This window comes from Klebsiella sp. RIT-PI-d (assembly GCF_001187865.1).
GTDB lineage: Bacteria > Pseudomonadota > Gammaproteobacteria > Enterobacterales > Enterobacteriaceae > Superficieibacter.
In genome coordinates this window covers 337,678-363,946 of record NZ_LGIT01000004.1, presented here as the reverse complement: position 1 = coordinate 363,946, position 26,269 = coordinate 337,678, and the positions used below count along the sequence as shown (strand labels likewise).

General features: G+C 54.0%; 24 protein-coding genes. 14 read left to right on the top strand and 10 right to left on the bottom strand.

Annotated features, from left to right (window positions below; all coding sequences use genetic code 11):
- The first annotated feature begins 65 nt into the window (after positions 1–65).
- The 11 genes from lsrA to AC791_RS04835 all read left to right on the top strand — a co-directional run bounded on the left by lsrA (position 66) and on the right by AC791_RS04835 (position 11,757).
- A complete protein-coding gene (gene lsrA, locus AC791_RS04885; RefSeq protein ID WP_049839354.1) occupies positions 66–1,601 on the top strand; it encodes an autoinducer 2 ABC transporter ATP-binding protein LsrA in 1,536 nt (511 codons plus the stop codon).
- Positions 1,595–2,641, top strand: a complete 1,047-nt coding sequence (gene lsrC / locus AC791_RS04880; RefSeq protein WP_049839353.1) for an autoinducer 2 ABC transporter permease LsrC — start codon at positions 1,595–1,597, stop codon at positions 2,639–2,641. Before lsrA ends, lsrC begins: the two co-directional genes overlap by 7 nt.
- Entirely contained in the window at positions 2,638–3,636 is a 999-nt protein-coding gene (gene lsrD / locus AC791_RS04875; protein WP_049839352.1) for an autoinducer 2 ABC transporter permease LsrD, read from the top strand. Before lsrC ends, lsrD begins: the two co-directional genes overlap by 4 nt.
- A 27-nt stretch (positions 3,637–3,663) precedes the next feature.
- A complete protein-coding gene (gene lsrB / locus AC791_RS04870; RefSeq protein WP_049839351.1) occupies positions 3,664–4,686 on the top strand; it encodes an autoinducer 2 ABC transporter substrate-binding protein LsrB in 1,023 nt (340 codons plus the stop codon).
- 19 nt (positions 4,687–4,705) lie between these two features.
- Entirely contained in the window at positions 4,706–5,581 is an 876-nt protein-coding gene (gene lsrF, locus AC791_RS04865) for a 3-hydroxy-5-phosphonooxypentane-2,4-dione thiolase (RefSeq protein WP_049839350.1), read from the top strand.
- A 36-nt stretch (positions 5,582–5,617) separates the two neighbouring features.
- On the top strand, positions 5,618–5,908 hold the full coding sequence (gene lsrG / locus AC791_RS04860) for a (4S)-4-hydroxy-5-phosphonooxypentane-2,3-dione isomerase (RefSeq protein WP_049839349.1): 291 nt from the start codon (positions 5,618–5,620) through the stop codon (positions 5,906–5,908).
- 315 nt (positions 5,909–6,223) lie between these two features.
- Positions 6,224–7,558: an MFS transporter gene (locus AC791_RS04855; RefSeq protein ID WP_049839348.1), complete on the top strand. Its 1,335-nt coding sequence runs from the start codon at positions 6,224–6,226 to the stop codon at positions 7,556–7,558.
- A gap of 10 nt (positions 7,559–7,568) precedes the next feature.
- Positions 7,569–8,531 (top strand): aminoimidazole riboside kinase, encoded by a 963-nt coding sequence (locus AC791_RS04850; protein ID WP_148677759.1) that lies wholly within the window; start codon positions 7,569–7,571, stop codon positions 8,529–8,531.
- Positions 8,521–9,561 carry an ADP-ribosylglycohydrolase family protein gene (locus tag AC791_RS04845; RefSeq protein WP_049839347.1) on the top strand — a complete coding sequence of 347 codons (1,041 nt, stop codon included), beginning with the start codon at positions 8,521–8,523 and terminating at the stop codon, positions 9,559–9,561. Before AC791_RS04850 ends, AC791_RS04845 begins: the two co-directional genes overlap by 11 nt.
- 64 nt (positions 9,562–9,625) lie before the next feature.
- Positions 9,626–10,348 (top strand): GntR family transcriptional regulator, encoded by a 723-nt coding sequence (locus AC791_RS04840; protein ID WP_049839346.1) that lies wholly within the window; start codon positions 9,626–9,628, stop codon positions 10,346–10,348.
- Positions 10,349–10,452: 104 nt separating this feature from the next.
- A complete protein-coding gene (locus AC791_RS04835) occupies positions 10,453–11,757 on the top strand; it encodes an SLC13 family permease (RefSeq protein ID WP_049839345.1) in 1,305 nt (434 codons plus the stop codon).
- 50 nt (positions 11,758–11,807) lie between these two features.
- On the opposite strand, the gene tpiA is transcribed toward AC791_RS04835, so the two are convergent.
- Together tpiA and AC791_RS04825 are read right to left on the bottom strand one after the other, a co-directional pair.
- Positions 11,808–12,575, bottom strand: coding sequence for a triose-phosphate isomerase (gene tpiA, locus AC791_RS04830; RefSeq protein ID WP_049839344.1), 768 nt, complete (start codon positions 12,573–12,575; stop codon positions 11,808–11,810).
- A 107-nt stretch (positions 12,576–12,682) separates the two neighbouring features.
- Positions 12,683–13,279 carry a DUF1454 family protein gene (locus tag AC791_RS04825; protein ID WP_049839343.1) on the bottom strand — a complete coding sequence of 199 codons (597 nt, stop codon included), beginning with the start codon at positions 13,277–13,279 and terminating at the stop codon, positions 12,683–12,685.
- A gap of 113 nt (positions 13,280–13,392) precedes the next feature.
- On the opposite strand from AC791_RS04825, the gene AC791_RS04820 reads away from it, so the two are divergent.
- Positions 13,393–13,812 (top strand): DUF805 domain-containing protein, encoded by a 420-nt coding sequence (locus AC791_RS04820; RefSeq protein ID WP_049839342.1) that lies wholly within the window; start codon positions 13,393–13,395, stop codon positions 13,810–13,812.
- On the opposite strand, the gene fpr is transcribed toward AC791_RS04820, so the two are convergent.
- The 7 genes from fpr to gmk form a co-directional block, all read right to left on the bottom strand.
- The gene (fpr, locus tag AC791_RS04815) at positions 13,813–14,559 is read right to left on the bottom strand and encodes a ferredoxin--NADP(+) reductase (protein WP_049839341.1); all 747 of its coding nucleotides are present in this window, start codon (positions 14,557–14,559) and stop codon (positions 13,813–13,815) included.
- A gap of 285 nt (positions 14,560–14,844) precedes the next feature.
- The gene (glpX, locus tag AC791_RS04810) at positions 14,845–15,855 is read right to left on the bottom strand and encodes a class II fructose-bisphosphatase (protein ID WP_049839490.1); all 1,011 of its coding nucleotides are present in this window, start codon (positions 15,853–15,855) and stop codon (positions 14,845–14,847) included.
- Positions 15,856–15,993: 138 nt separating this feature from the next.
- Complete coding sequence (gene recG, locus AC791_RS04805) at positions 15,994–18,075, bottom strand: ATP-dependent DNA helicase RecG (protein ID WP_049839340.1); 2,082 nt, start codon at positions 18,073–18,075, stop codon at positions 15,994–15,996.
- A gap of 3 nt (positions 18,076–18,078) precedes the next feature.
- A complete protein-coding gene (gene trmH, locus AC791_RS04800; protein ID WP_049839339.1) occupies positions 18,079–18,768 on the bottom strand; it encodes a tRNA (guanosine(18)-2'-O)-methyltransferase TrmH in 690 nt (229 codons plus the stop codon).
- Positions 18,769–18,771: 3 nt separating this feature from the next.
- Positions 18,772–20,874 carry a bifunctional GTP diphosphokinase/guanosine-3',5'-bis pyrophosphate 3'-pyrophosphohydrolase gene (gene spoT / locus AC791_RS04795; RefSeq protein WP_049839338.1) on the bottom strand — a complete coding sequence of 701 codons (2,103 nt, stop codon included), beginning with the start codon at positions 20,872–20,874 and terminating at the stop codon, positions 18,772–18,774.
- Between the two features lie 18 nt (positions 20,875–20,892).
- Entirely contained in the window at positions 20,893–21,168 is a 276-nt protein-coding gene (gene rpoZ / locus AC791_RS04790; RefSeq protein WP_031523238.1) for a DNA-directed RNA polymerase subunit omega, read from the bottom strand.
- A gap of 54 nt (positions 21,169–21,222) precedes the next feature.
- Positions 21,223–21,846 carry a guanylate kinase gene (gmk, locus tag AC791_RS04785; protein ID WP_049839337.1) on the bottom strand — a complete coding sequence of 208 codons (624 nt, stop codon included), beginning with the start codon at positions 21,844–21,846 and terminating at the stop codon, positions 21,223–21,225.
- Between the two features lie 256 nt (positions 21,847–22,102).
- Between gmk and ligB the strand changes: the two genes are divergently transcribed.
- Complete coding sequence (ligB, locus tag AC791_RS04780) at positions 22,103–23,806, top strand: NAD-dependent DNA ligase LigB (RefSeq protein WP_049839336.1); 1,704 nt, start codon at positions 22,103–22,105, stop codon at positions 23,804–23,806.
- Between the two features lie 713 nt (positions 23,807–24,519).
- On the opposite strand, the gene AC791_RS04775 is transcribed toward ligB, so the two are convergent.
- Positions 24,520–25,383, bottom strand: a complete 864-nt coding sequence (locus AC791_RS04775) for a YicC/YloC family endoribonuclease (protein ID WP_049839335.1) — start codon at positions 25,381–25,383, stop codon at positions 24,520–24,522.
- Between the two features lie 124 nt (positions 25,384–25,507).
- Here AC791_RS04775 and rph point away from each other — a divergent pair, with 124 nt between their 5' ends.
- A complete protein-coding gene (gene rph / locus AC791_RS04770; protein ID WP_049839334.1) occupies positions 25,508–26,224 on the top strand; it encodes a ribonuclease PH in 717 nt (238 codons plus the stop codon).
- Positions 26,225–26,269: the final 45 nt, after the last annotated feature.

Sequence of the window (26,269 nt, the reverse complement as noted above, 5' to 3'; positions counted from 1 at the left end):
AACAATTAGTTTTCACAAAAACATTTGTTCAGTCCAGGTCTCAATGTTGATTGAGCGGAGGCAACATGCAATCCAGTCATTTTTCGGCCCCTCCACTGCTTTGCGCACGGGATATTCGCAAGCACTATTCTGGCGTTGATGTCCTGAAAGGCATCGACTTTACCCTGCACGCCGGAGAGGTACATGCGCTACTTGGCGGTAACGGTGCCGGAAAATCGACGCTGATGAAGATTATTGCCGGAATCGTGCCGCCCGATGGCGGTAGCCTGGAGATTGGCGGAACACGCTGTCATCACCTGTCGCCGCTAAAAGCACATCAGCTGGGGATTTACCTGGTTCCTCAGGAGCCGCTGCTGTTTCCCAGCCTCTCCGTGCAGGAAAATATTCTGTTTGGTCTGCGGGGACGGCAGGCGTCGACGGAAAAAATGCAGCAGTTGCTGAACGCGCTGGGCTGCCAGCTCGATCCTGCCAGCATGGCGGGAACCCTGGATGTCGCGGATCGGCAAATGGTTGAGATTATGCGGGGGCTGATGCGCGATTCGCAGATTTTGATCCTCGATGAGCCTACAGCCTCGTTAACGCCTGCCGAGACTGAACGGCTGTTTTCGCGACTGCGGGAGCTGCTGAAAAAGGGCGTCGGTATCGTCTTTATCTCGCATAAGCTGCCGGAAATTCGCCAGCTTGCCGATCGCATCAGCATTATGCGCGACGGGAAAATCGCGCTGGCCGGGAAAACCCGGGATTTGTCGACTCACGACATTATTCAGGCGATCACCCCGGTATCGGGCGGTGTCAATCTGTCTGCCAGCCAGAAGCTGTGGCTGGAACTGCCGGGCAGCCGTCCACAGAACGTGCGGGGAGCATCAGTCTTGTCGCTGAATGATCTGACTGGCGAAGGATTTATGCATATCAGTCTGGAGGTGCGTGCCGGAGAAATTCTCGGCCTGGCCGGGCTGGTCGGCGCGGGGCGTACGGAGCTGGCGGAAACGCTGTATGGCATCCGACCGGTCCGCGGCGGGAGCGTCATGCTGAACGGAACAGACATTAGCGGATTATCCACGCGTCAGCGTTTGCAGCGCGGACTGGTGTATTTACCGGAGGATCGCCAGTCTTCCGGCCTGCACCTGGATGCATCCCTGGCGTGGAATGTGTGTGCACTCACCCACAATCAGCGGGGGCTATGGGCCAATACCCGGCGTGATGACGCCATTCTGGAGCGCTACCACCGGGCGCTCAATATCAAACTGAATGATGCCGGACAGGCGGCGCGCACGTTATCCGGCGGTAATCAGCAAAAGGTGTTGATTGCCAAATGCCTGGAGGCGTCGCCGCAACTGCTGATTGTCGATGAGCCAACCCGCGGTGTCGATGTGGCTGCCCGCAGCGATATTTATCAGCTGTTGCGCAGTATTGCTGAACAGAATGTGGCGGTGCTGTTTATTTCCTCCGACCTCGAAGAGATTGAGCAGATGGCGGATCGCGTTTACGTCATGCATCAGGGCGAGCTGGGTGGCCCTGCGCTGTGCGGCGATGACATTACCGTCGACACCATTATGCATGTTGCTTTTGGCGAGCATCATGCGAAGGAGGCTGCATGTTGAAATTTATTCAGAATAACCGGGAAGCAACGGCGTTGCTGGCAGTGGCCTGCCTGTTTGTGTTCCCCGGTGCGCTGGACAGCCACTACCTGAGTATGCAAACGCTGACCATGATTTTCAGCAGCGCGCAGATCCTGATGCTGCTGGCGGTGGGGGCTACCCTGGTGATGCTGACGCGCAATATTGACGTATCGGTGGGATCAACGGCTGGCATGTGTGCCGTGCTGCTCGGACTGATGCTCAACAACGGCTACAGTCTGCCCGTCGCCTGTCTCGCCGCGCTGTTGCTTGGCCTGGCGGCGGGATTCTTTAATGGCGTACTGGTGGCATGGCTGAAGATCCCGGCGATTGTCGCCACCCTCGGGACGCTGGGATTGTACCGCGGCATCATGTTGCTGTGGACCGGCGGTAAATGGATTGAAGGATTACCCGCCAGCCTGAAACAGCTCTCCACACCGGTATTCCTCGGCGTGTCAGCCATCGGCTGGTTTACGCTCCTGTCGGTGCTGTTGATGGCCTGGATGCTGGCGAGAACGGCGTTTGGTCGGAACTTCTACGCCACCGGCGATAACTTGCAGGGCGCACGCCAGCTGGGCGTGCGAACGGAAATGGTACGCATCGTGGCATTTTCGCTAAACGGCTGTATGGCGGCGATGGCCGGTATCGTATTTGCGTCACAAATTGGTTTTATTCCTAACCAGACCGGTACCGGGCTGGAAATGAAAGCCATTGCGGCCTGCGTACTGGGCGGTATTAGCTTACTCGGCGGCTCCGGCTCGGTGATCGGTGCCGTTCTCGGGGCCTATTTCCTCACTCAAATTGACAGCGTGCTGGTGCTGCTACGCATCCCTGCGTGGTGGAATGATTTTATTGCTGGTCTGGTCCTGCTGGGCGTGCTGGTGTTCGATGGTCGCCTGCGTCGGGCATTGCACAATAATCTTCGCCGTCAAAAGTACGCGCGCTTTATGCCTTCCGCTGCATCGCCGCGCAAACCGGCCCGTAAACCGGCGCATCACACCAAAAAGCGGGAGATCGCACAATGAATATATGGCGACGCTATAGCTGGGAGATAGCGCTGGCGGTGTTACTGGTGCTGGAGATCCTGGCCTTCGGTCTGATTAATCCGCGAATGCTGGAGGTGAATGTGCTGATGTTCAGTACCAGCGATTTTATCTGTATCGGTATTGTCGCGCTGCCGCTGACCATGGTGATTGTCAGCGGCGGAATGGATATCTCATTTGGCGCAACCATCGGGCTGTGCGCCATCGCGCTGGGCGTTTTATTTCAGGCAGGCGTACCGCTGCCGCTGGCCATAGGTCTGACTCTGCTACTTGGGGCGTTATGTGGGCTGATCAACGCCGGACTGATTATTTATACCGGTATTAATCCGCTGGTGATCACCCTCGGCACGATGTATCTGTTTGGCGGCAGCGCGCTGTTGTTATCCGGAATGGCCGGTGCGACCGGATACGAGGGGATTGGCGGTTTCCCTGCTGCATTTACTGACTTTGCCAACCTTGCCCCGTTTGGCGTACCCGTACCGCTGATCGTCTTCCTGCTGTGTGGCCTCTTTTTCTGGCTACTGATGCATCGCACCCACCTGGGGCGCAATATTTTTCTTATCGGGCAGAGCGCTCGCGTGGCGCAATACAGTGCGCTGCCGGTGAACCGCACGCTCTGTACCCTCTATGCCATGACCGGCGTTGCTTCGGCTGTCGCAGCCGTCTTGCTGGTCTCTTACTTTGGTTCTGCCCGTTCCGATCTTGGCACGTCGTTCCTGATGCCGGCGATTACCGCCGTCGTACTGGGAGGCGCCAATATTTACGGCGGGTCCGGATCGATGATCGGCACGGCCGTGGCGGTACTGCTGGTCGGTTTTTTGCAGCAGGGCCTGCAAATGGCCGGCGTGCCGAATCAAATTTCCAGCGCGCTGTCCGGCGCATTATTAATCGTCGTCGTCGTCGGGCGGTCCGTCAGCCTGCACCGTCATCAAATCGTTGAGTGGATTTCACGTCGCCGCACCGCGCGGCAGGCCTGATATCGCGTTGAAATTACGGAGAGAAACATGGCAAGACACACTATCAAGTCGCTTAGCTTACTCATCGCACTTGGCCTCGCCTCAACGGCCATTACGGTGCAGGCGGCAGAGCGCATCGCCTTTATCCCGAAACTAGTGGGCGTCGGCTTTTTTACCAGCGGCGGCAATGGCGCGAAAGACGCCGGAAAAGCGCTGGGTGTTGATGTGACCTACGATGGTCCGACGGAGCCAAGCGTATCCGGCCAGGTACAGCTGGTGAATAACTTCGTCAACCAGGGGTATAACGCGATCATTATCTCGGCGGTCTCCCCCGACGGGCTGTGTCCGGCGTTAAAACGCGCCATGCAGCGCGGGGTGAAAGTGCTGACCTGGGACTCTGACACCAAACCGGAATGCCGCTCTTACTACATCAATCAGGGCACACCAAAACAGCTTGGCGGAATGCTGGTCGAGATGGCCGCGCAGCAGGTGACCAAAGAGAAAGCAAAAGTCGCGTTCTTCTACTCCAGTCCGACCGTCACCGATCAGAACCAGTGGGTACAGGAAGCCAAAGCAAAAATTGCTAAAGAACATCCGGGCTGGGAAATCGTCACCACCCAGTTTGGCTATAACGATGCGACAAAGTCCCTGCAAACCGCAGAAGGGATCATCAAAGCCTGGAGCGATCTGGACGTCATTATTGCCCCGGATGCTAACGCGCTACCGGCGGCGGCGCAGGCAGCGGAAAACCTCAAGCGCGACGATATTGCCATTGTCGGCTTCAGCACGCCGAATGTGATGCGCCCCTATGTTAAGCGCGGCACGGTCAAAGCGTTTGGTCTGTGGGATGTCGTACAGCAGGGAAAAATTTCGGTGTATGTCGCCAGTGCGCTCCTGAAAAACACGCCGCTTAACGTCGGTGACAAGCTGGATATTCCGGGCGTTGGCCAGGTGGAGGTTTCACCGAATAGCGTGCAGGGCTACCGCTATGAAGCAAAAGGTAACGGCATCGTTCTGCTGCCTGAACGGGTGGTGTTTAACAAAGACAATATCGACAAATACGATTTTTGATCTCGCTCTGGAGTAAATAATGGCTGACTTAGATGACATCAAAGACGGTAAAGATTTTCATACGGATCAACCGCAAACCAACACGCCGTTTACCTTAAAAGGCTGCGGTGCGCTGGACTGGGGAATGCAATCCCGGCTGTCGCGTATTTTTAATCCGCACACCGGCAGAACGGTGATGCTGGCGTTCGACCACGGTTATTTTCAGGGGCCGACCACCGGGCTGGAGCGCATCGATATCAACATTGCTCCGCTCTTTTCCCATGCGGATGTTCTGATGTGCACCCGGGGGATATTACGCAGCGTCGTGCCACCAGCAACAAATAAACCAGTAGTGTTACGGGCATCGGGGGCGAATTCGATTCTGACCGAATTGAGTAATGAAGCCGTGGCGGTAGCAATGGATGACGCCGTGCGCCTGAATAGTTGCGCTGTCGCCGCGCAGGTGTATATCGGCACCGAATATGAGCATCAGTCGATTAAAAATATTATTCAGTTAATTGATGCCGGATTACGCGTCGGAATGCCCACGATGGCAGTGACCGGGGTGGGCAAAGATATGGCTCGCGATCAGCGTTATTTTTCACTGGCCACGCGCATTGCAGCGGAAATAGGCGCGCAAATCATCAAAACGTATTACGTCGATAAAGGCTTTGAGCGAATTGCCGCGGGCTGTCCGGTCCCCATCGTGATTGCTGGTGGGAAAAAACTGCCCGAGCGGGAGGCGCTGGAAATGTGCTGGCAGGCTATCGACCAGGGGGCGAGCGGTGTGGATATGGGACGAAACATTTTCCAGTCTGCCGATCCTGTCGCCATGATCAAAGCCGTTCATGCCGTCGTGCATAATAATGAAACGGCGGCTCGGGCCTATGAGCTTTTTCTTAGTGAAAAAGGATAAAGGTCGCGCCCTAATTGCGCTTACAGGAGGTGAATGATGCATGTCACACTGGTGGAAATTAACGTTCACGATGACAAAATCGAGCAGTTTGTCGAAGTCTTTCGCCAGAATCATGTGGGTTCTGTGCAGGAGGCGGGTAACTTGCGCTTTGATGTCCTGCAGGATCCTGACACACCAACTCGTTTTTATATTTATGAAGCTTATGTTGACGAGCAGGCTGTCGCTCTGCACAAAACGACGCCGCACTATAAAACCTGCGTCGAGCAACTTGAGCCGCTCATGCGCGGACCGCGTAAAAAAACGGTCTTTCTTGGCCTGATGCCCTGACAGCCTAAAACGCCAGCATGGCATATGCATGCTGGCGTTATTCATTTCCCCTCTGCTGACGTCCTCTGCCGTGTTGTATCTTCGAGTACATGACCTTTCATATCCTTTCGCAGATCGTTTTTTAAACAAAATTATGTGAGCACGATCAAAAGTTATAATAGTATACCTTTATATCTTTTAGCCCGTGGCTATACTCGCCCTGTAGCCATCGAAACCTTGTGCTAAGGCGGCTTATCTGTAAAAACGTTTTTATTTCATGATGTTAAATGTGTGCTTCTCACATGTTCTCGCCTTTAAACATAAAGGAATATCGACATGAAACTTTCTATCGTGGAAAAAATAGGCTTTGGCGCAGGCGATATGGCGATCAATATCGTGATTATCGCCATGCAGCTGCTGCTGGCTTATTTCTACACTGACATTTACGGCCTTAACGCGGCGGATGTCGGCGTACTGTTTGTTATTGTGCGCATGATCGATGCCATTATCGATCCGGCGATGGGGATACTGACGGATAAGCTTAATACGCGCTGGGGACGTTATCGTCCGTGGCTGGTGTGGTTCGCCATCCCCTTTGGTTTCGCTGTTTATCTGATGTTTATCACCCCGGATATGGCGTATATGGCGAAGCTCGCCTGGGCCTATGGCACCTATATTTTGATGACCCTGGTCTATACCGCCATCACCATACCTTACATTTCCATGATTGGCGTGATCACCAGCGATCCTGTTGAACGCTTAAGCGCCAACGGCTATCGCTTTGTTATGACCAAAATTGCGGCGTTCCTGGTGACCATTGTGGTGCCGATGCTGGCGGTTTGGCTGGGGCAGGGCAATAAGGCGCTGGGTTACCAGCTTTCAATGGGACTGATGGGCGCAATGGGCGCGCTACTGTTCATCTTCTGTTTCCTGACCACCCGTGAACGTAGCGAGCCAGAAATCACCTCATTGTCGGTGGGTAAACAGTTCAAATATTTACTGCGTAACGATCAGTGGATCATTCTGGGCATCGTCATCCTGCTGCTGATGTGTGGCTATGTTATTCGCGGCTCCGTGGCGGCTTATTACGCTAAGTATTATCTAAATGGGGGAGACAGTCTGATTTCGCCGTTCCTCGCAACCGGCGTAGCGGCCTCTATTCTGGCGATGATCGCCACGACCTGGGTGACGAAGTTCTGGGACAAAATCAAAATGTTCCGCTACACCCAGCTAATAACATTTGTGCTCAGTGCATTGATGTACTTTTTCGTCGGACAAGAAAACCTGATTCTGGCCTTCGTGTTTTATTTTCTGATCAACTTTTTCTGCGATATGCAAATGCCGGTGTTCTGGTCGTCCATCGCTGAAGCCGTGGATTACGGTGAGAAGAAAACCGGCCTGCGCGTGTCCGGCCTTGCCTTCGGCGGCATTCTCTTTTTCCAGAAATTTGGTATGGGCATCGCGGGCGGGATATTGGGCTTCTTACTTAGCTACTTCGGTTATCAGGCCGATGTCGAACAGAGTGCCCGATCGTTAATCGGTATTGCACTAATGATGACGCTGATCCCGGCAGTATTTCATCTGGTCGTCGGGCTGCTGATGAGAAAATATCTGATTAATAACGACTATTATCGCGATATTCAGCGTGAACTGGCGCAGCGTCAGGCCTGAGGAGTCACCTGTGAATACCATGAATAAAGTCTGGGCTATCGGCGATGCATCTGTTGATCTGGTCCCGGAAACGCATAACACCTATCTGAAATGTCCCGGCGGCGCAGCGGCCAATGTCGCCGTCTGCGTGGCGCGCCTGGGAGGACGCTGCGGGTTTATTGGTTGCCTCGGCGATGACGACGCGGGTCGATTTTTGCACCAGGTGTTTCAGGATAACAGGGTTGATGTTACGGCTCTGAAACTAGATGCCGCCCTGACCAGCGCGGTGCTGATCGTGAATCTGGCCGCAGACGGTGAGCGCAGTTTTACCTATCTGGTCCATCCGGGGGCAGACACAGCGGTTACGCCGCAGGATCTGCCAATGTTTCAGGCGCATGAGTGGCTGTACTTCAGCTCTATTGGTCTGACCGATCTGCCCGCGCGCGATGCGTGTCTTGACGGTGCGAGAAAGATGCGTGAGGCCGGCGGTCACGTCCTGTTTGACGTTAATTTGCGCACATCAATGTGGGGGGACAGCGCTGAGATCCCGGCGCTCATCGCCCAATCCGCAGCGCTGGCCTCTGTCTGTAAAGTCTCGGCAGACGAGCTATGTCAACTTAGCGGCGCTCGCCGCTGGCAGGATGCACGCGGCTGGCTACGTAGTCTGGGATGCGAAACCACCATTATCTCGCTTGGACAGGAAGGCGCGCTGTTAATCAGCCCGGACGGCGAGCGCCACTTTCCGGCACCGTTCGTTGAGGTGGTCGACACCACCGGCGCGGGCGACGCCTTTGTCGGCGGTCTGCTGTTTACCCTTTCTCAGGCAAATAGCTGGAACGCAGCTTTACTGGCCGACGCCATCTCTACCGCGAATGCCTGCGGCGCGATGGCCGTGACGGCAAAAGGCGCAATGACCGCGCTGCCGTTTCCCGACCAGCTTCACACTTTTTTGTCCTGTCACGATCGTGAAATAAGGAGTCATCATGCACGTTGAACACAATAAATTACTGGGATGTCTGGTCGGGGCCGCTGCCGCCGATGCGATGGGTGCTGCGACAGAGGTCCGTACTCAGCAACAAATCAAAGATTACTTTGGCGGCTGGGTGACGACATTTCAGAAGCCCCCGGCCGATACCTTTGGACGCTGTAATGACGCAGGAATGTGTACGGATGATTTTATCCAGGCAAAATACATCATGGAGGCGCTGTTAAATCATCAGCGGATTGTCAGCGACGACGCCATGCGCGACGCTTTTCAGCACTGGCTGGATTATCCGTATTACGCCAACTTTACCGGTCCCACCACGCGCGCGGCCATGAAAGCCATCTTTAATGATAATCGCGCCTCATTGCAGGGTGAACTGGAGGGCGAAAAACAGTCGGTACAAATTATTAATAAAGGCAATGCCGAGGCAACAAACGGGGCGGCCATGAAGATTTGGCCTGCGGCAGTGCTGCATCCGGGTGATATCGACGCTGCTATTCAGTGCGCGCTGCAAATTTGCCGGTTTACGCATAATAATGTGCTGGCGATGTCCGGAGCGGCAGCGATGGCAGCCGCCACCAGTGAGGCGCTGCGCGCGCAAACCAGTGCTGACAGTATCATTGCCGCAGGTGTTTATGGTGCGCAGAGAGGATATATCCTCGCACAAGAGCAGGGTGCCATGATGGTAGCCGGTCCCTCGGTTGCCCGACGAATTGAGCTGGCGGTTAACATCGGTAAGCGTCATACGCACTGGGAAACGGCCATTGTAGACATCGCCGACATTATTGGTTCCGGCCTGCATGTCAGCGAGGCCGTACCGGCGGCGTTCGGTCTGTTCGCGTGTTGTCCGAATTCGGCGATTGATGCTATCATCTCCGCCGTTAATATCGGCAATGACACCGATACCGTTGCCACAATGGTGGGCGCGCTGTCCGGCGCATTCCACGGTGTAGATGCCCTTCCCGCCGATTATTTAACAACCGTAGATCGAATGAATCATTTCGATTTGGCAGAACTGGCCAGACGCATCGCAGGGTAGCACAGTCATCCTGCCGGGGACGGATCTCTCGTCCCCTGTCGGCTGAGAAGGTGAGGGACGCAGCTTGCAGGTCGATAAAACGAGTTTTACTCCGCTTTATAAGCAGTTGTTTTTTATCCTCTGCCAGCAGATCCAGAATGGCGTTTTGCCTTTAGGCAGCCAGTTGCCGACGCAAAAAGCGATTGCCAGAACCTATAACGTCTCGCTTATCGTGGTTAAGCAGGCGTGGAACGAACTGATCAGCGCGGGGATTATTACCTCGCAGCGCGGTAGCGGATCAATCGTCTGTGCATTACCGCAAGGGGTTAGCTACGGTCATACTTTTCGCGGCATTACTCGTGATTTGCAGGATGCCAGCATCGCCATTGAAAACCGGATCCTTGAGATTGGACCGTGCCGCGCGCGCGACGCTCAGGTCGATGGATTAAGCCTTCCTGCCCATCATCACTATTTTTATATTTCCCGCGTGCGCTATCTCAATAATCGTCCGTTTAACCACGAAAAAATTTACCTCGACCTGAGCTTTTTCCCCGAGTTGACCCTGACCGCAGAAGCGCTTGAGCGCACGTCGCTCTATTCTCTGTTGCAGGTGACCAGCGACTCGGCGACCGAGAAAGTGGAGGCGGTTTTACCGTCTGTGGATCTGTGTGAGAAGTTAGAAATAGCCGCCAATAAGCCGTTATTGTCCGTTGCCAGACACACCTTTATGGCCGGAGCAGATATGCCATTTGAGTACTGCCGGTACTACGTTTTATCAGAATACTTTGGTGAAATTCACTATCACTGATCCTGCTGCATCTTGTCAGCATGACAGATAACCCCACCATATCTGGCGTTTACGCCGGATGCCTGTGTCCGTATCCTTGTTGAAAAAATCCTCAGGAGACAGGCATGTCGCTCTGGCTTTCCCATCCGTTATTTCTTCCTTCCCTCGTCATCGGCGTGACGATTTTGCTCTGGGCAACATCGCTGCTCCCTGAATTTATTACCGCGCTGCTGTTTTTTGCCGTGGCGATGATTGCCAAAATTGCGCCGCCGGAGGTGATTTTTGGCGGTTTTGCCTCATCTGCATTCTGGCTGGTATTTAGCGGCTTTGTGCTGGGCGTGGCGATCCGCAAAACCGGTCTGGCAGACCGCGCGGCACGGGCGTTATCGTCCAGGCTAACTGACTCGTGGCCGCTGATGGTAGGAAGCGTGGTATTGCTAAGTTACGCGCTGGCGTTTGTCATGCCGTCGAACATGGGACGTATCGCGCTGCTGATGCCGATTGTCGCTGCCATGGCGGCGCGTGCCGGCATTGAGGACGGCACGCGTGCCTGGTACGGGCTGGCACTGGCCGTTGGGTTTGGTACCTTTCAGCTTTCAGCGACCATCCTTCCCGCAAACGTCCCCAATCTGGTGATGAGCGGGGCAGCGGAGGGCGCTTACGGGATCCATCTCAACTACGTTCCCTATTTGCTGCTACATACCCCGGTACTGGGAATACTTAAAGGTCTTATTCTGATTGGCCTGATCTGCTGGTTATTTCCCGGCGCACCCCAGCCACCCCGCGCATTACCCGCCTCAGCACCCATGAGCCGCCAGGAAAAACGGCTGGCCTGGCTGCTGGCGGTTGTCTTAGTCATGTGGGTCACGGAAAGCTGGCACGGCATTGGCCCCGCGTGGACCGGATTGGCAGCGGCCTGCATTACTCTCCTGCCGCGCGTCGGTTTTATCAGCGGGGAAGAGTTCGCTTCAGGCGTGAATATGCGCACCTGTCTCTACGTAGGCGGTATTCTGGGTCTGGCGCTGACGGTGACCGAAACGGGTATTGGCGGTGCGGTAGGCGAGGCATTAATGCACGTGATGCCGCTGGATCCTGCGCGGCCCTTTACCAGTTTCCTGGCGTTAACCGGGATAACGACGGCGCTGAATTTTATAATGACGGCAAACGGCGTACCGGCGTTGTATACCACTCTGGCGCAGAGTTTTTCCGATGCGACAGGTTTTCCGCTACGTAGCGTGATTATGATTCAGGTGGCGGGCTACTCGACGCCGCTGTTGCCGTATCAGGCATCGCCTATCGTGGTCGCCATGGCGCTTGGAAAGGTTCCGGCACGCGCCGGGATGCTGTTGTGTCTGGCGCTGGCGGTGATGACGTACCTGCTGCTGGTGCCGCTGGATTACGCCTGGTTTAACCTGCTGGGGAAATTGTAGCCATATGCCGGGCAGGCGCATACGCCGCCCGGCACGGACAACAGACGTCATTACGCCTGTTTAGCGGCTTCTGCTGCTTTAACGATCACGGCGAAAGCATCTGCTTTCAGAGATGCGCCGCCAACCAGCGCGCCGTCGATGTCCGGCTGGGTGAACAGCTCGGCAGCGTTAGAGGCGTTAACAGAACCGCCGTACTGAATGATAACCTGCTCAGCAATGTTAGCGTCAGCTTTAGCAATATGGTCACGAATGAATTTGTGAACTGCCTGAGCCTGAGCTGGGGTTGCAGATTTACCGGTGCCGATTGCCCATACAGGTTCGTAAGCGATAACCACACCTTCAAATGCCGCTGCGCCCTGGGTTTTCAGAACTGCGTCGATTTGGCGTGCGCAAACTTCTTCGGTTTTACCCGCTTCATTTTCCGCTTCGGTTTCACCGATGCACAGAACCGGGGTCAGACCCTGCTCTTTCAGCACGGCAAATTTCTTCGCGATCAGCTCGTCAGATTCTTTGTGATAAGTACGACGCTCAGAGTGGCCGATGATGATGTATTTTGCGCCGATATCTTTCAGCATTTCAGCAGAGGTTTCACCGGTAAATGCGCCGGACAGATTCAGGTCGACGTTTTGTGCACCCAGAACAATGTGACTACCTGCAGCAGCTTGTTTCGCCAGGTCGATGTACATTTCCGGCGGCGCAATCGCCACACCACAACCCGTTACGCCAGCCAGCTCTTTACGCAGGTTAGCTACCAGTTCGTTTACCATGTGGCGGTTGCCGTTCAGTTTCCAGTTACCCATCACTAAAGGATGTCGCATTTTAATTCTCCACGCTGTAAGCGAGTTAGGGAATATTGCTGCCCCTCAGGGCAGCATGGTCTGTGAGTCAGTATAGAGATTGATCACTTCAAAGGCTTTGCTTTTCGTCATTTATTGTCGCCTTCACTGCTATCAGATAACGCCAGCTTAATCGGTTCAACAGCGAAGGTCAGTCCTTTTTCACCGTTATCTGCGACAACATAGCGCACTGCGCCATCAGTTTCGGCAAAGTAGCGCTGGCCTTTACCGGCCGCGATCAGCTTTTGCACTTTTTGCAGACTTTGCGCTTTTGTCAGCGTCGGGATAAAAACACGTAAGATTGCGCTCATATACTCATACGCTTTTGCTTTCGCCGATTTTTGCTGGGGTCCCTGCACTGGCAGCCAGGTGATCTGCATTGATTTAATTTTTAGCGTGCCGCGCTCCAGTGCCGTTGAGGCGTACAGCGTCTCATTAATTCTGCTGGCGGCGCGCGTCAGGTTTGCACGATCTTTCCCCCCTCCAATGGCGCGAAACTCGTTCAGCGGCAGGCCGGGATTGTCGGTATTAAAGGTTTCCCGGAACTGGCTGATGGATTGATCAAACGTGGGGGAACCCGCCAGCAAATAAGGGGCTGTCATGCCAGACGTGTCTTCCGCCAGCGCCGGTGCGCCTGCGGTAAAGCCTGCCAGCCACAGTAAAAACAGTATTCCCCATCTTTTCATCAACGATCGCCTTTTCATAAATCTGCTCACGATTAAAGCGATAACCGGGGGACTTGTCAAAAACTGACGACTCCAGGGTAAACTACGCGCAATAACATAATAAGGACGAGAGCATGACCCTACAGCAGTGGTTGTTTTCAATCAAAGGGCGTATTGGACGCCGTGACTTTTGGATTTGGATCGCAATTTGGTTTGTGGCGATGTTTTGCCTCTTTACCCTTGCAGGCAGCAACCTGATCGATATGCAAATTGCCGCCTTTGCGTTAGTTTGCCTGCAGTGGCCTACCGCAACGGTAGTGATAAAACGGCTTCACGATCGCGATAAATCGGGTCTGTGGGCGCTACTTTTTGTACTGGCGTGGATGCTGCTGGCGGGAAACTGGGCGGTTTTGCCGGGCGTCTGGCAGTGGGTCGTGGGACGCTTTATTCCGACGCTAATCATGGTCATGATGCTGATTGAACTGGGTGCATTTATGGGCACCCAGGGCGAGAATAAATTCGGCAAAGAGACGCTGGACGTGAAATTTCGCTGATTACCAGTAGTGTTCAGCCGTCATATGGCCCGGACGACGACGCAGGTGTTTGGTCATCTGCCGGGTATCTTTCAGTAATTGCTGCGTGTCACGTACCATCTGCGGATTGCCGCACAGCATGACATGACTGGTATCAGGCGTTAACGGTAGTCCGGTAGCAGCTTCCAGCGCACCGCTTTCAATCAGCGCCGGAACCCGGCCGGTCAGCGAACCGGCAACCGTTTCGCGACTGACCACGGTTTGAATACGTAACTTACCTTCATAACGCCGCTGCAGTTCCAGCATCAGCGGCAGATAGCTCAGATCCGCCGCGTAACGCACCGCGTGGACCAGCACCAGATTCTCAAAGCGTTCCAGATCCTTACCCTCCTGTAAAATAGAAAGATAAGGGCCGAGCGCCGTTCCCGTCGCCAGCATCCACAGTGTCTGGCAGTCAGGCACCTCTTCCAGCACGAAAAAACCCGCCGCTTCGCTGACAAGCTGAACATCATCGCCAGGTTTTAATGCTGCCAGTTTTGGGCTGAGTTTCCCTTCCGGCACAGTTACCAGATAAAACTCCAGATCGGGATTATGCGGTGCATTGACATAGGAGTAGGCGCGCTGAACGCGCTCGCCATCGATTTCAAGCCCAAGCTTTGTAAACTGCCCGGCGGTAAACGGCTGAACGGGAGCATGTACGGTGAGGCTGAACAGCGCATCGGTCCAGTATTCAACTTTGGTTACTTTGCCTGTTACCCAGTCCGCCATGATAGTCTCCTCTTGATTTCGTTATCTTATTTTCGTTGCTCAGCGTTAACATTTCCAGCCCTGAAGGGCTGAAAAGCTCTCCAGGACAAATTATTCCAGATAATCCACGGCGTAACATTTCTCCTTCAGTACGCCGTTTTATCCTGCTTCAACAAAAAACGCCTGCAGGGGCAGACGTTTCAGGCGGACCGGTTAAACGGCAGACCGGAGAGAGTACAATGTGGATTTGTCATCTCCACGGTGCCGGCGTGGTACAGCACTCCCGCTGTTAACGGCGGGGGATATTCACAGGATGTGACGCTGAATATCGACGTCTTTGCGATCCAGATAATGAATTGACTGAATGCGGCGAATGGTACGCGACTTGCCACGGATCAACAGGGTTTCAGTGGTCGCAATATTACCCTTACGGCTGATGCCATCCAGCAGATCGCCTTTGGTAATACCGGTTGCAGAAAAGACGACGTTGTCGTTGCGCGCCATGTCATCGAGACGCAGCACCTTTCCGGCGACGATCCCCATGTCCTGACAGCGGGCCAGCTCTTGCTCACCAATACGACGATTCTCTTCGCTATCGCCTTTGACCGTATGACGCGCCAGCAGGCGACCGTTCATATCGCCATCCAGGGCGCGGATCACCGCCGCCGATACTACACCCTCCGGCGCGCCGCCAATGCCATACAAAACGTCAACTTCGCTGTCCGGCATGCAGGTTAAAATAGACGCGGCAACGTCGCCATCCGGGATCGCAAACACGCGTACGCCCAGCTGCTGCATTTCGGCGATAACGCCATCATGACGTGGCTTGGCAAGAATAGTTACGGTCAACTCGCTTAACGGTTTGCCAAGTGCGGCGGCAACATTGCACAGGTTATCAGCCAGGGGCAGATTAAGATCGATTACGCCTTTGGCTCCAGGTCCGACAATTAGCTTCTCCATATACATATCTGGTGCATTCAGGAAGCTGCCTTTATCGCCCACGGCCAGCACGGCCAGCGCATTCGCCTGGCCCATCGCGGTCATGCGGGTCCCTTCAATAGGATCAACGGCAATATCGACCGCGTCGCCCTGACCTGTGCCAACACGCTCACCGATGTAGAGCATAGGTGCTTCGTCGATTTCGCCTTCACCAATCACGATAGTGCCGTCAATATTGACCTGATTGAGCATAATCCGCATTGCGTTAACCGCCGCGCCATCGGCGATATTTTTATCGCCTCGCCCTAACCATTTATACCCTGCCAGCGCCGCTGCTTCAGTGACGCGCGAGAATTCGATTGCCAGTTCCCGTTTCATTGCCAACTCATATAAGAAGAAAAATTGTGCGCAGTTTAGCACAGCGAACATCAGCAACCCTACCGGGAGGCGGAGTACTCTTTTACACAGTCCATCGGGAACGCGTTATCTGCTTTAAAAACAAGGCGTGGTAGTGTGTCAGGCGTTTGAATAGCGTTCTGTTTCCGGCATCCAGCGCTCAATAAGGGCAATGGCCTGCTCAGGATAACGTTCGTGAATATGGCGTGCCAGGCGCTGAACTTCGGGGATCATCGCCTGATCGCGCAGTAAATCTGCGACTTTGAATTCCGCATTACCGGTTTGACGAGTTCCCAGTAATTCGCCCGGTCCGCGGATTTCGAGATCTTTTTGGGCGATCACGAAGCCATCGGTGCTGTCGCGCAGGACCTGTAAGCGTTTTTGCGCGGTTCTGGACAGCGGCGATTTATAGAGCAGGACGCAGTGGGAGGCGACCGCGCCACGTCCAACGCGTCCCCGCAGCTGGTGAAGCTGGGCCAGACCCAGCCGCTCCGGGTTTTCGATAATCATCAGGCTGGCGTTAGGTACATCCACGCCAACCTCAATCACCGTAGTGGCTATCAGCAGATGCAGCTCGCTCTGCTTAAAAGACTGCATGACCGCCTGCTTTTCAGCCGGTTTCATCCGGCCATGTACCAGCCCTATATTCAGCTCAGGCAGAGCCAGCTTCAGCTCTTCCCACGTCGCTTCAGCGGCCTGCGCTTCCAGCAAGTCGGACTCTTCAATGAGCGTACATACCCAGTATGCCTGACGGCCTTCAGTGGTGCAGGCGTTACGCACCCGGTTAATAATATCGCTACGGCGAGTATCCGGGATGGCCACGGTGGTCACCGGGGTACGGCCAGGCGGCAGTTCATCAATAACGGAAGTATCAAGATCGGCATAGGCGGTCATTGCCAGCGTGCGCGGAATAGGCGTCGCAGTCATGATGAGCTGATGAGGATGAAAACCCTGCTGCTGGCCTTTTTCCCATAGTGCCAGCCGCTGGTGAACGCCAAATCGATGCTGTTCATCAATGATCACCAGCGCCAGACCGTTAAACTGCACCTGTTCCTGAAAGATAGCGTGAGTGCCCACCACCATCTGGACCTGACCGCTGGCAATGGCATCCTGCTGTGCAATGCGCGCCTTGCCTTTTTGTTTACCCGCCAGCCAGCCAACCTGGACGCCAAGCGGTTCAAACCAGCTGCGGAAATTAATGGCGTGCTGTTCGGCAAGCAGTTCAGTAGGGGCCATTAACGCCACCTGCTTACCGTGCGCGATTGCGCGCAGGGCGGCAAGGGCGGCAACCAGCGTTTTACCGGAGCCAACATCACCCTGCACCAGACGCATCATTGGGTAATCCAGCGCCATATCATTCTCAATTTCAGCCACGACGCGCGTTTGAGCGCCGGTCGGTTTAAACGGCAGAGACGCGAGAAAACGCTGTTTTAACGCATCCTGCTGGCTGAGAGTCTGGGCATGGTAGCGCTGGGCTCCTGCGCGCAGCGCAAGCATACTGAGATTATGCGCCAGCAGCTCTTCCAGAATAAGACGTCGCTGAGCCGGATGTTGCCCGGTATCGAGATCGGCCAGCTGTAGCGATGGCGGTGGACGATGAAGCGTGCGCAGAGCCTCTGGCAGGGTCATCATGCCTTGTGCCAGCTGCGGGGGCAGCAGTTCGGGAATGGCGCAGGTATCCAGTAGATCCAGCGCCTGATCGGTGAGTTTGCGCAGGGTTGCCTGCTTGACCCCCTCCGTCGTCGGATAGACCGGCGTCAGCGTCTCCTGCAATTCAGGAGTGCTTAAATCACCCTGCACCCGATATTCGGGGTGGATCATCTCCGCACCGTACTTACCGCGTTTTGCTTCACCGTAAGCCAGAACGCGCCGACCGGTGGCGAGGCTATTTTTCATCGCCGCGTTAAAATTGAAAAAGCGCAGGGTGAGGATGCCGGAGCCGTCGCTTATCTGACAGGTCATCATCCGGCGACCGCCGAATGTGATCGTGCTGTTCAGAACTTCACCCTCTACGGTAACGTAAATACCGGGAAGCAGATCGCCAATAGCATAGAGTTGCGTACGATCCTCATAGCGTAATGGCAGATGCAGGAGTAAGTCCTGCACGGTATTCAGACCGATTTTTGACAGTTTGCTGCTTTGCGCCGCACCGACGCCCGTAAGAGCATTCAGCGGAATGGCGTCCAGCAACCGGCCCTGCATGATTTACCCTGCCGCCTGCATGGTGGCCCACCAGGCGGCATCAGCATCAATTTCACCCTGATCGTTCACCTGCGGATAGGGCAGACCTTTACGCTTCGCAACGCGTGCCAGCACCGGATAACCGCCCTCAAACAACAGACGTTGCTGCTCGTCTTCCGGCAGCGTGCTGTTCTGGCGCTGATACATGCCGGCATTCTGTCGCTGGCGCTGTGCTTCATAGAGGATTAATGCCGAGGCGACGGAAACGTTCAGCGACTGCACCATACCGACCATCGGAACAATAATATCGCTATCGGCCAGGGCTAATGCTTCCTCGGTAATGCCGGTTTTTTCCTGTCCCAGCATGATGCAGGTCGGCAGGGTATAGTCGATGTCACGAAAGTCGACGGCTTCAGGCGAAAGGTGGGTCGCCAGAATCTGCATACCGGAGGCTTTAAGATGCGTTACCGCATCTGTGATGGTGCGGTGCGTTTTGACCGCTACCCAGCTATTGCTTCCCGCCGCCGCAGAGGCCATGGTACGCAGTCGATCACCCGGCCAGACGGCATGGACTTTATGCACGCCGATGGCATCCGCGGTACGAATAATTGCCGAGACGTTATGGGGTTTATAAACCTGCTCCATACACACCGTCAGATCGGGCTGACGTCTGGCGAGCATTTCACGAATACGCGCATAACGCTGTGGGTTCATAAACTAATTTCGGTTACGGGTGACTTTGATGACATCCGGCATCACGCGAATTTTGCGCATAATATTCGCCAGCTGTACGCGGTCGCGCGCGGTGAGGCGAATAAAGGCGCTGTAAACGCGGCCGTCTTTCTCTTCCGTGTTCAGGCTCTGAATATTCGACGATGCAGTGTTGATAGCCGCCGTCAGGTTTGCCAGCGCGCCCTGATGGTTGAACATATCGACTTTGATCTCGGTAATAAATTCCTGAGCGATCTCTTTATCCCACTCGACCGCCATAAATTTCTCCGGCTCTTTTTGATAGCCGCGAATGTTACGACAGGATTCATGGTGAATAACCAGACCTTTACCTGGACTGACGTGAGCGATGATCGGATCGCCTGGGATCGGGCGACAACACTTAGCGAAGGTAATTAGTACGCCGTCGGCGCCCTTGATAGGCAAATGCCCGCTACTCTGCTGCACAACAGTAGCATTACCCTGCTGGAGATTCTTCGCCACCACCACGCTCATCGCATTGCCCAAACCTATTTCTGCCAGCAAATCGTCCAGCGAAGCAAGCTTCATGCGATCAAGTTCGCGTTGAATACTTTCCTGCGGAATTTCTGCCAGTTTGCGGCTGCCGCCCAGTGCATGATTGAGCAGGCGTCGGCCGAGACTAACGGAGTCGTCGCGCTTAAGATTCTTCAGCAGCTGGCGAATCTTGGCGCGTGCTTTTGAGCTAACGACAAAGTTCAGCCACGCCGCATTAGGACGCGCGCCAGGCGCAGTAATAATCTCAACGGTCTGACCGCTGGTCAGCGGCTGCGAGAGTGGATAAGGCTGACGATCGACGCGTGCACCCACGCAGGCATGGCCTATATCCGTATGCACGGCATAAGCGAAGTCGACGGGTGTCGCACCGGCAGGTAGCTCGACAATGCGCCCTTCCGGCGTGAAAACGTAAATTTCATCGGGGAAGAGATCGGATTTAACGCTCTCGATAAATTCGAAGGAACTTCCGGCGCTCTGCTGCAGCTCAAGCAGGCTTTGCATCCAGCGCTGAGCGCGGATTTGCGCCGTGGTGCTGGTTTCACCGTGCTCTTTGTATGCCCAGTGCGCCGCAACACCCATTTCTGCCATCTGGTCCATGTCTTCGGTACGCACCTGCACTTCTACTGGCACACCGTGCGGGCCGATCATGGAGGTGTGCAAAGACTGATAGCCGTTTGCTTTCGGAATGGCTATATAGTCTTTCATGCGGCCCGGACGCGGCTTGTACAGACTGTGCATCTGGCCCAGTACGCGATAGCAGGTGTCGGCGTCGTGGACAATGACGCGGAAAGCGTAGATGTCCATGATGGAGTGAAAACGCTGCTCTTTAAGCACCATTTTGCAGTAAATCGAGTAAAGATGTTTCTCGCGCCCGCTGACACGACACGGAATGCCCGCCTCCTGCAAACGCCCTTCGATTTCAGAGAGGATTTTCTGAATCATCTCCTTACGGTTCCCACGCGCGGCTTTCACCACCTCTTTAATCACGCGATAGCGGTTCGGGTGCAACGCTTCAAAGCCCAACTCTTCGAGTTCGGTTTTGATGTGATGGATACCTAAACGGTGCGCCAGCGGACTGTAGATTTCGAGGGTTTCACGGGCAATGCGGCGACGCTTATCCGGGCGTAATGAGCCCAGCGTGCGCATATTATGGGTGCGGTCAGCAAGTTTGATGAGAATGACGCGGATGTCCTGCACCATCGCCATGATCATCTTGCGAAAGTTTTCGGCCTGAGCCTCTTTCTTATCGCGGAATTTGAGCTTATCAAGCTTAGAAACCCCCTCTACCAGCTCGGCAACGCTTTTGCCAAACAGCTGTTCCATATCCTGGTAGGTGGCGGGGGTATCTTCGATCACATCATGCAGCAGCGCGGCCATCAGCGTTTCATAGTCGAGTTTCATCTCGGCCAGAATGCAGGCTACCGCGACCGGGTGCGTGATATAGGGTTCACCGCTTGAACGTGTCTGGCCCTCGTGAGCGTCACGTGCAACGAGATATGCCTGCCGAAGACGTTTAATCTGGTCTTCTGGCAGGTAATGTTGAATCAGCTGATTCAGGCTTTCAAACAGATACAAGAGTGACCCGCTTTGTAATTAACGACGACCTTCAGCAATAGCGGTAACAGCTTGTAATTCAGCGGCTTCCTGCTCTTGCTGTTCCTGGCGCTCACGGACGTCGAGGATCTGGTTGTTGATCAGACCTTCTTCGATTTCGCGCAGCGCGATAACGGTAGTTTTATCGTTTTCTTCCGCAACTAACGGATCTTTTCCGCCTACCTGCATCTGACGAGCGCGACGCGCGGCGACCAGTACCAGGTCAAAACGGTTACCAATTTTCTCTACAGCGTCCTGAACAGTTACGCGTGCCATACTTAAAATGCTCCACAGGTGAAGAAATGACTGGGCATGATACTGAAAGTGGGTTCAGTCTGCCAACAGTTTGGTGATTAAAGCGTCATGTCGCTGTTTCTGGCGGCTCATGCGCAGACGTTCAGCACGAATAATCGTTTTCATATCGCTAATAGCGGTATCAAAATCATCATTCACAATAAGATAATCATATTCGGCGTAATGACTCATTTCTGCAACTGCCTGAGCCATGCGTTTTGCAATAACCTCTTCGCTATCCTGACCACGACCGCGCAAACGGCGATCCAGCTCAAGCTTAGACGGCGGTAAGACAAAAATACTGCGGGCCTGCGGCATTTTCTCGCGGATTTGCTGCGCACCCTGCCAGTCGATATCCAGAAAAACATCTACACCGGTTGCCAGTACCTGCTCGATAGCTTCACGTGATGTGCCGTAATAGTTACCGAAAACTTCAGCATGCTCAAGAAAGGCATTATTGCCGATCATGGTTTTGAACTCATCGTGATCTACAAAGAAGTAGTGTTCACCGTGTTCTTCACCCGGACGCGGTGCGCGGGTGGTATGTGAAACCGAAACCTGAGTATCGTACAACGGCTGAGTTTTAAGCAGAGCCTGAATCAGGCTGGATTTACCCGCGCCGCTGGGAGCAGAAACAATATAAAGCGTGCCTTGAGCCATGAGAATCTTATGTATGTGTTAGTCGAAAGTGAGCTTACATACGAGCCTATTATACACGTCGATGCTCTGTGACGCAGTCTTCGTCACACTTTTTGCGCCATATTCTTGCATTTTGCGTACTGTTTTCCCGTTTTCGCCCGAGGTTGCTGTAACAGGATGAAAATCCCTGAAGCGTGCTCGCAAGATCCTCTTTGGTCTCTCGCCAGCGATTAAAGGCTGGCGTATACCCTGAGCAATACAGCAAGGGAGGCAAGATATGTGGCGATGGACGAGTATTTTTTGGGGATTGGTACTTTGGGTAACACAGGGATGGGCGCTTTGTCCCGTCTGGTCTCCGGCCAGGGCTGAACAGGAAATAGGCCAGCTTAATATGCAGCTCAGGCAGTGGAATGAGGCCTACTGGAGGCAGGGTGCCAGTGAGGTCAATGATGATGTTTATGACCAGCTGTCGGCACAGATGGCTCAATGGCAGCACTGCTTTAATGTGTCATCGCGTAACGATCTCTCATTGCCGGCCATCGGCGGTTCAGTCAATCATCCCGTTGCGCATACGGGCGTCAGGAAGCTAGCGAATAAAAACGCCATTGCACAGTGGATGTCCGGAAAACGGGATCTCTGGATGCAACCTAAAGTTGATGGCGTGGCCGTTACCCTGGTTTACCGTCACGGTAAGCTGACGCAGGCTATCAGCCGTGGAGATGGGTTAAAAGGAGAGGACTGGACAGAAAAAGTGCGGCAGATCCCTTCTGTGCCGCAGATCGTATCCGGCGCGCTGGCAAATGCCGTCCTTCAGGGAGAGTTATTTCTGCTACGTGATAAACACATTCAGAAGCAGATGGGGAGTATGAATGCCCGATCGAAAGTCGCCGGAGCGATGATGCGCAAAGGCAATACTGCGCTGTTGCATGAGCTGTCAGTGTTTGTCTGGGCATGGCCAGATGGCCCCGCTACTCTGCAACAGCGTATGACGCAGCTGACCGACGCCGGTTTTCCGTGGATCGCGCAGTATTCGCTTCCGGTGAATCGAGTTGAACAGGTAGATGCTCAGCGCGCACGGTGGTTCACCTCCGCGCTTCCTTTTGTGACCGATGGCGTCGTGGTACGTGCAGCAGCAGAGCCGGCAGCAGTACGGTGGTTACCCGATCAGGCTGATTGGGTCGTCGCATGGAAATATCAGCCGATGGCAAAAGTCGCAGAGGTAAAGGCCATTGATTTTACCGTTGGCCGTAGCGGTAAGATGACGGCTATTGCGCAGCTTGCGCCGCTACAACTTGATGATAAGCAGGTCCAGAGAGTGAATATCGGTCCGGTCAGCCGCTGGCAAACGCTGGATATCGCCCCGGGCGATCGGGTGCTGGTTAGCCTCGCCGGGCAGGGCATTCCACGTATCGATAGCGTTGTCTGGCGCAGTTTACAGCGGTCAAAACCCGTTCCGCCATCTTCATATTTCAATACGCTGACCTGCTTTTACGCCACGCCCGACTGCGAGGAGCAATTTATTTCCCGCCTGGTCTGGCTTGGATCTGTACAGGCGCTCAATATTAAAGGTATAGGTGAGGAGGGCTGGCGTGCTCTGCATCGCGCCCGGCATTTTGAGCATATCTTTTCCTGGCTTGCTCTCAGCCAGAAAACGCTGCAGTCCATACCCGGTTTCAGTGGGACCCGCGGGCAGCAACTGTGGCAACAGTTGGATCTTGTTCGTCACCGCCCTTTTAAATTATGGATAAAGGCCTTCAGCACGCCATTGCCAAAAGCGGCACTTAATAGTCTGGACATAGAGAGCTGGAAAGCGCTGGTTGACAGAGATGAAGCCCGCTGGCAGGTGCTAACAGGTATTGGCGCAGAGCGGGCCGGGAAGCTAATAGCGTGGTTTCATCATCCGGATGTTGTGCGGCTGGGACAATGGCTGGGAGGGCGAGGAATAGAAGGATTCAGTGGTTTTGATTATATTCGGAAGTAGAATTTTACTACCAGCAGTCTCCGGCAGGTATTCAGGATAGTCGTGGTATTGACGCATTTGCGCGTAAGATCAGGGATAACAATTATGATAACTGAAAGGGCCTGCACGAGGCGGCGCGGTCTCTCTGCCTGCTGCCCTGACCGTGAAAAAAGGGTTCAGGGCAGAAGTCAGAGCGCTTATATCTCCCCGGTACTGCTTTTTTCTATAGGGGACCGAATAAGATCGCTAATGTGTGCTGTTGCTGTATGAGAAAATAACTTCTTATTTAATTCATCTATTGCTGTTAACTGCTCCGGGGAGGTGTTTTTTGGTGTGGTATTAGAGGTCAGAGAGAATATCTTGTTACCGGAAAATGGGACCTGACCAACAATTTTAGAATCTATATGGCTTATCAGATCGGGTCCACCCAGTTTTCTTATCGATTTTACTAACGGATACTTCCATGGTTGCATATCATAATAAGGCTCAATTACTACATGTATGTGACTGATTTTAGGGGGTGTTTTTGCGAGTTCCTTCGGCCGATGCTATAAAAAGCCTTTATTTATAATGAATTTTTATTCTTAACTGCCATCGCAGGATAATGTACACGAATAAATATCAGCATTTGCAAGTACAGCGTTACGCCTTTTTGATAGCAGCTTCTGATAACAGAAAAGCCCGGCGCAATGCGGGCTTTCAGTTTTTTTTCGCGGGTGATTTTACGTAAATCGTTACTCGATATTCTGAATCTGTTCCCGCATCTGCTCAATCAGCACTTTCAGTTCAATCGCTGAGTTCGTCACCTCTGCATTGATGGACTTAGAGGCCAGCGTATTTGATTCGCGGTTAAATTCCTGCATCATAAAGTCAAGGCGACGACCAACGGCTTCTTTCTTCTTCAGGATGTTCCAGGTCTCTTTCACATGCGCTTCAAGACGATCAAGTTCTTCTGCCACGTCGATGCGCTGTGCCATCAGCACCAGCTCTTGCTCAAGGCGGTTGTTTTCAAGCTGGACCTGCGCATCTTCCAGTTTGGCGACCAGACGTTCGCGCTGCCATTTCAAAATTTCAGGCATGTGAGCGCGTACTTTGGCCACTTCACCGCTGACGCCATCAAGACGCTGTTCAATCAGGCCTTTCAACGCCTGACCTTCAGTTTCACGGGCAATAATAAAGTCGTCCAGTGCGCCGTCCAGCGCGCTAAGGATTTCGGTGGCAATCGCGTCCAGATCCTGTTCCTGAGCCGCCATAACACCCGGCCAGCGCAGGATATCAACCGGGTTGATTTCGCCCTCATCACTCTGCATTTTGACCCAGTTCGCCGCACTGACCAGCTGTTTAGCCAGTTTTTCATTGAGGACTAACTCCCCTTGTGAGCTGGCGTCTGGCTCAAAGCGCAGGCTGCACTCGACTTTGCCGCGGGTTAAACGGGCGCGGATGCGCTCGCGTACAACCGGCTCAAGGCCACGGAATTGCTCAGGCAGGCGAAAATAGGTTTCCAGATAACGCTGGTTAACAGAGCGCATCTCCCAGGTGGCGCTACCCCATTCGCCTTTAATTTCACGGCGGGCATAAGCGGTCATACTGCGGATCATAAACGTTCCTGTTTTTAAAGGAGAGATGGGGTGATTATAGCTTTCGCTGCTCCGGCAGGATAGGAATAACCGCCGGAAGTCCGTATAATGCGCAGCCACATTCGTTTCAAGCCGGAGAAATCATATGCGTCCAGAAGGTCGTAGCGTCAATCAGGTACGTCCCGTCACTCTGACCCGTAATTACACAAAACACGCAGAAGGCTCCGTGCTGGTCGAATTTGGTGATACCAAAGTTTTGTGTACCGCGTCTATTGATGAAGGTGTGCCGCGCTTCCTGAAAGGTCAGGGCCAGGGCTGGATCACTGCCGAGTACGGTATGCTGCCGCGTTCTACCCATACCCGTAATGCTCGCGAAGCAGCGAAAGGTAAGCAGGGTGGCCGTACCATGGAGATCCAGCGTCTGATCGCGCGTGCGCTGCGCGCTGCGGTCGATTTAAAAACGCTGGGTGAATTTACTATCACGCTGGACTGCGACGTTATTCAGGCGGATGGCGGCACGCGAACTGCGTCGATCACCGGCGCTTGCGTGGCACTGGCCGATGCGCTCAACAAGCTGGTTGCTGCCGGCAAACTAAAAACTAATCCGATGAAAGGCATGGTGGCAGCGGTTTCTGTTGGTATCGTCGGCGGTGAAGCGCTTTGCGATCTGGAATATGTTGAAGACTCAGCTGCTGAGACGGACATGAACGTAGTGATGACCGAAGATGGTCGCATTATTGAAGTGCAGGGAACGGCAGAGGGTGAGCCGTTCAGCCATGAGGAGCTTCTTACCCTGCTGGCGCTGGCCAGAGGGGGGATAGAATCTATCATCGCGACGCAGAAAGCGGCGTTAGAGAATTGATATTAAGGCGACTGAGAAGTCGCCTTTTTTTTGCCTGAAAAACGA

Bases quoted from the DNA above. Each gene is read 5' to 3' on its own strand.
- lsrA (WP_049839354.1), top strand. From the start codon at position 66: ATGCAATCCAGTCATTTTTCGGCCCCTCCACTGCTTTGCGCACGGGAT.
- lsrC (WP_049839353.1), top strand. From the start codon at position 1,595: ATGTTGAAATTTATTCAGAATAACCGGGAAGCAACGGCGTTGCTGGCA.
- lsrD (WP_049839352.1), top strand. From the start codon at position 2,638: ATGAATATATGGCGACGCTATAGCTGGGAGATAGCGCTGGCGGTGTTA.
- lsrB (WP_049839351.1), top strand. From the start codon at position 3,664: ATGGCAAGACACACTATCAAGTCGCTTAGCTTACTCATCGCACTTGGC.
- lsrF (WP_049839350.1), top strand. From the start codon at position 4,706: ATGGCTGACTTAGATGACATCAAAGACGGTAAAGATTTTCATACGGAT.
- lsrG (WP_049839349.1), top strand. From the start codon at position 5,618: ATGCATGTCACACTGGTGGAAATTAACGTTCACGATGACAAAATCGAG.
- AC791_RS04855 (WP_049839348.1), top strand. From the start codon at position 6,224: ATGAAACTTTCTATCGTGGAAAAAATAGGCTTTGGCGCAGGCGATATG.
- AC791_RS04845 (WP_049839347.1), top strand. From the start codon at position 8,521: ATGCACGTTGAACACAATAAATTACTGGGATGTCTGGTCGGGGCCGCT.
- AC791_RS04835 (WP_049839345.1), top strand. From the start codon at position 10,453: ATGTCGCTCTGGCTTTCCCATCCGTTATTTCTTCCTTCCCTCGTCATC.
- tpiA (WP_049839344.1), bottom strand. From the start codon at position 12,575: ATGCGACATCCTTTAGTGATGGGTAACTGGAAACTGAACGGCAACCGC.
- AC791_RS04825 (WP_049839343.1), bottom strand. From the start codon at position 13,279: ATGAAAAGATGGGGAATACTGTTTTTACTGTGGCTGGCAGGCTTTACC.
- AC791_RS04820 (WP_049839342.1), top strand. From the start codon at position 13,393: ATGACCCTACAGCAGTGGTTGTTTTCAATCAAAGGGCGTATTGGACGC.
- fpr (WP_049839341.1), bottom strand. From the start codon at position 14,559: ATGGCGGACTGGGTAACAGGCAAAGTAACCAAAGTTGAATACTGGACC.
- glpX (WP_049839490.1), bottom strand. From the start codon at position 15,855: ATGAAACGGGAACTGGCAATCGAATTCTCGCGCGTCACTGAAGCAGCG.
- recG (WP_049839340.1), bottom strand. From the start codon at position 18,075: ATGCAGGGCCGGTTGCTGGACGCCATTCCGCTGAATGCTCTTACGGGC.
- trmH (WP_049839339.1), bottom strand. From the start codon at position 18,768: ATGAACCCACAGCGTTATGCGCGTATTCGTGAAATGCTCGCCAGACGT.
- rpoZ (WP_031523238.1), bottom strand. From the start codon at position 21,168: ATGGCACGCGTAACTGTTCAGGACGCTGTAGAGAAAATTGGTAACCGT.
- gmk (WP_049839337.1), bottom strand. From the start codon at position 21,846: ATGGCTCAAGGCACGCTTTATATTGTTTCTGCTCCCAGCGGCGCGGGT.
- ligB (WP_049839336.1), top strand. From the start codon at position 22,103: ATGTGGCGATGGACGAGTATTTTTTGGGGATTGGTACTTTGGGTAACA.
- AC791_RS04775 (WP_049839335.1), bottom strand. From the start codon at position 25,383: ATGATCCGCAGTATGACCGCTTATGCCCGCCGTGAAATTAAAGGCGAA.
- rph (WP_049839334.1), top strand. From the start codon at position 25,508: ATGCGTCCAGAAGGTCGTAGCGTCAATCAGGTACGTCCCGTCACTCTG.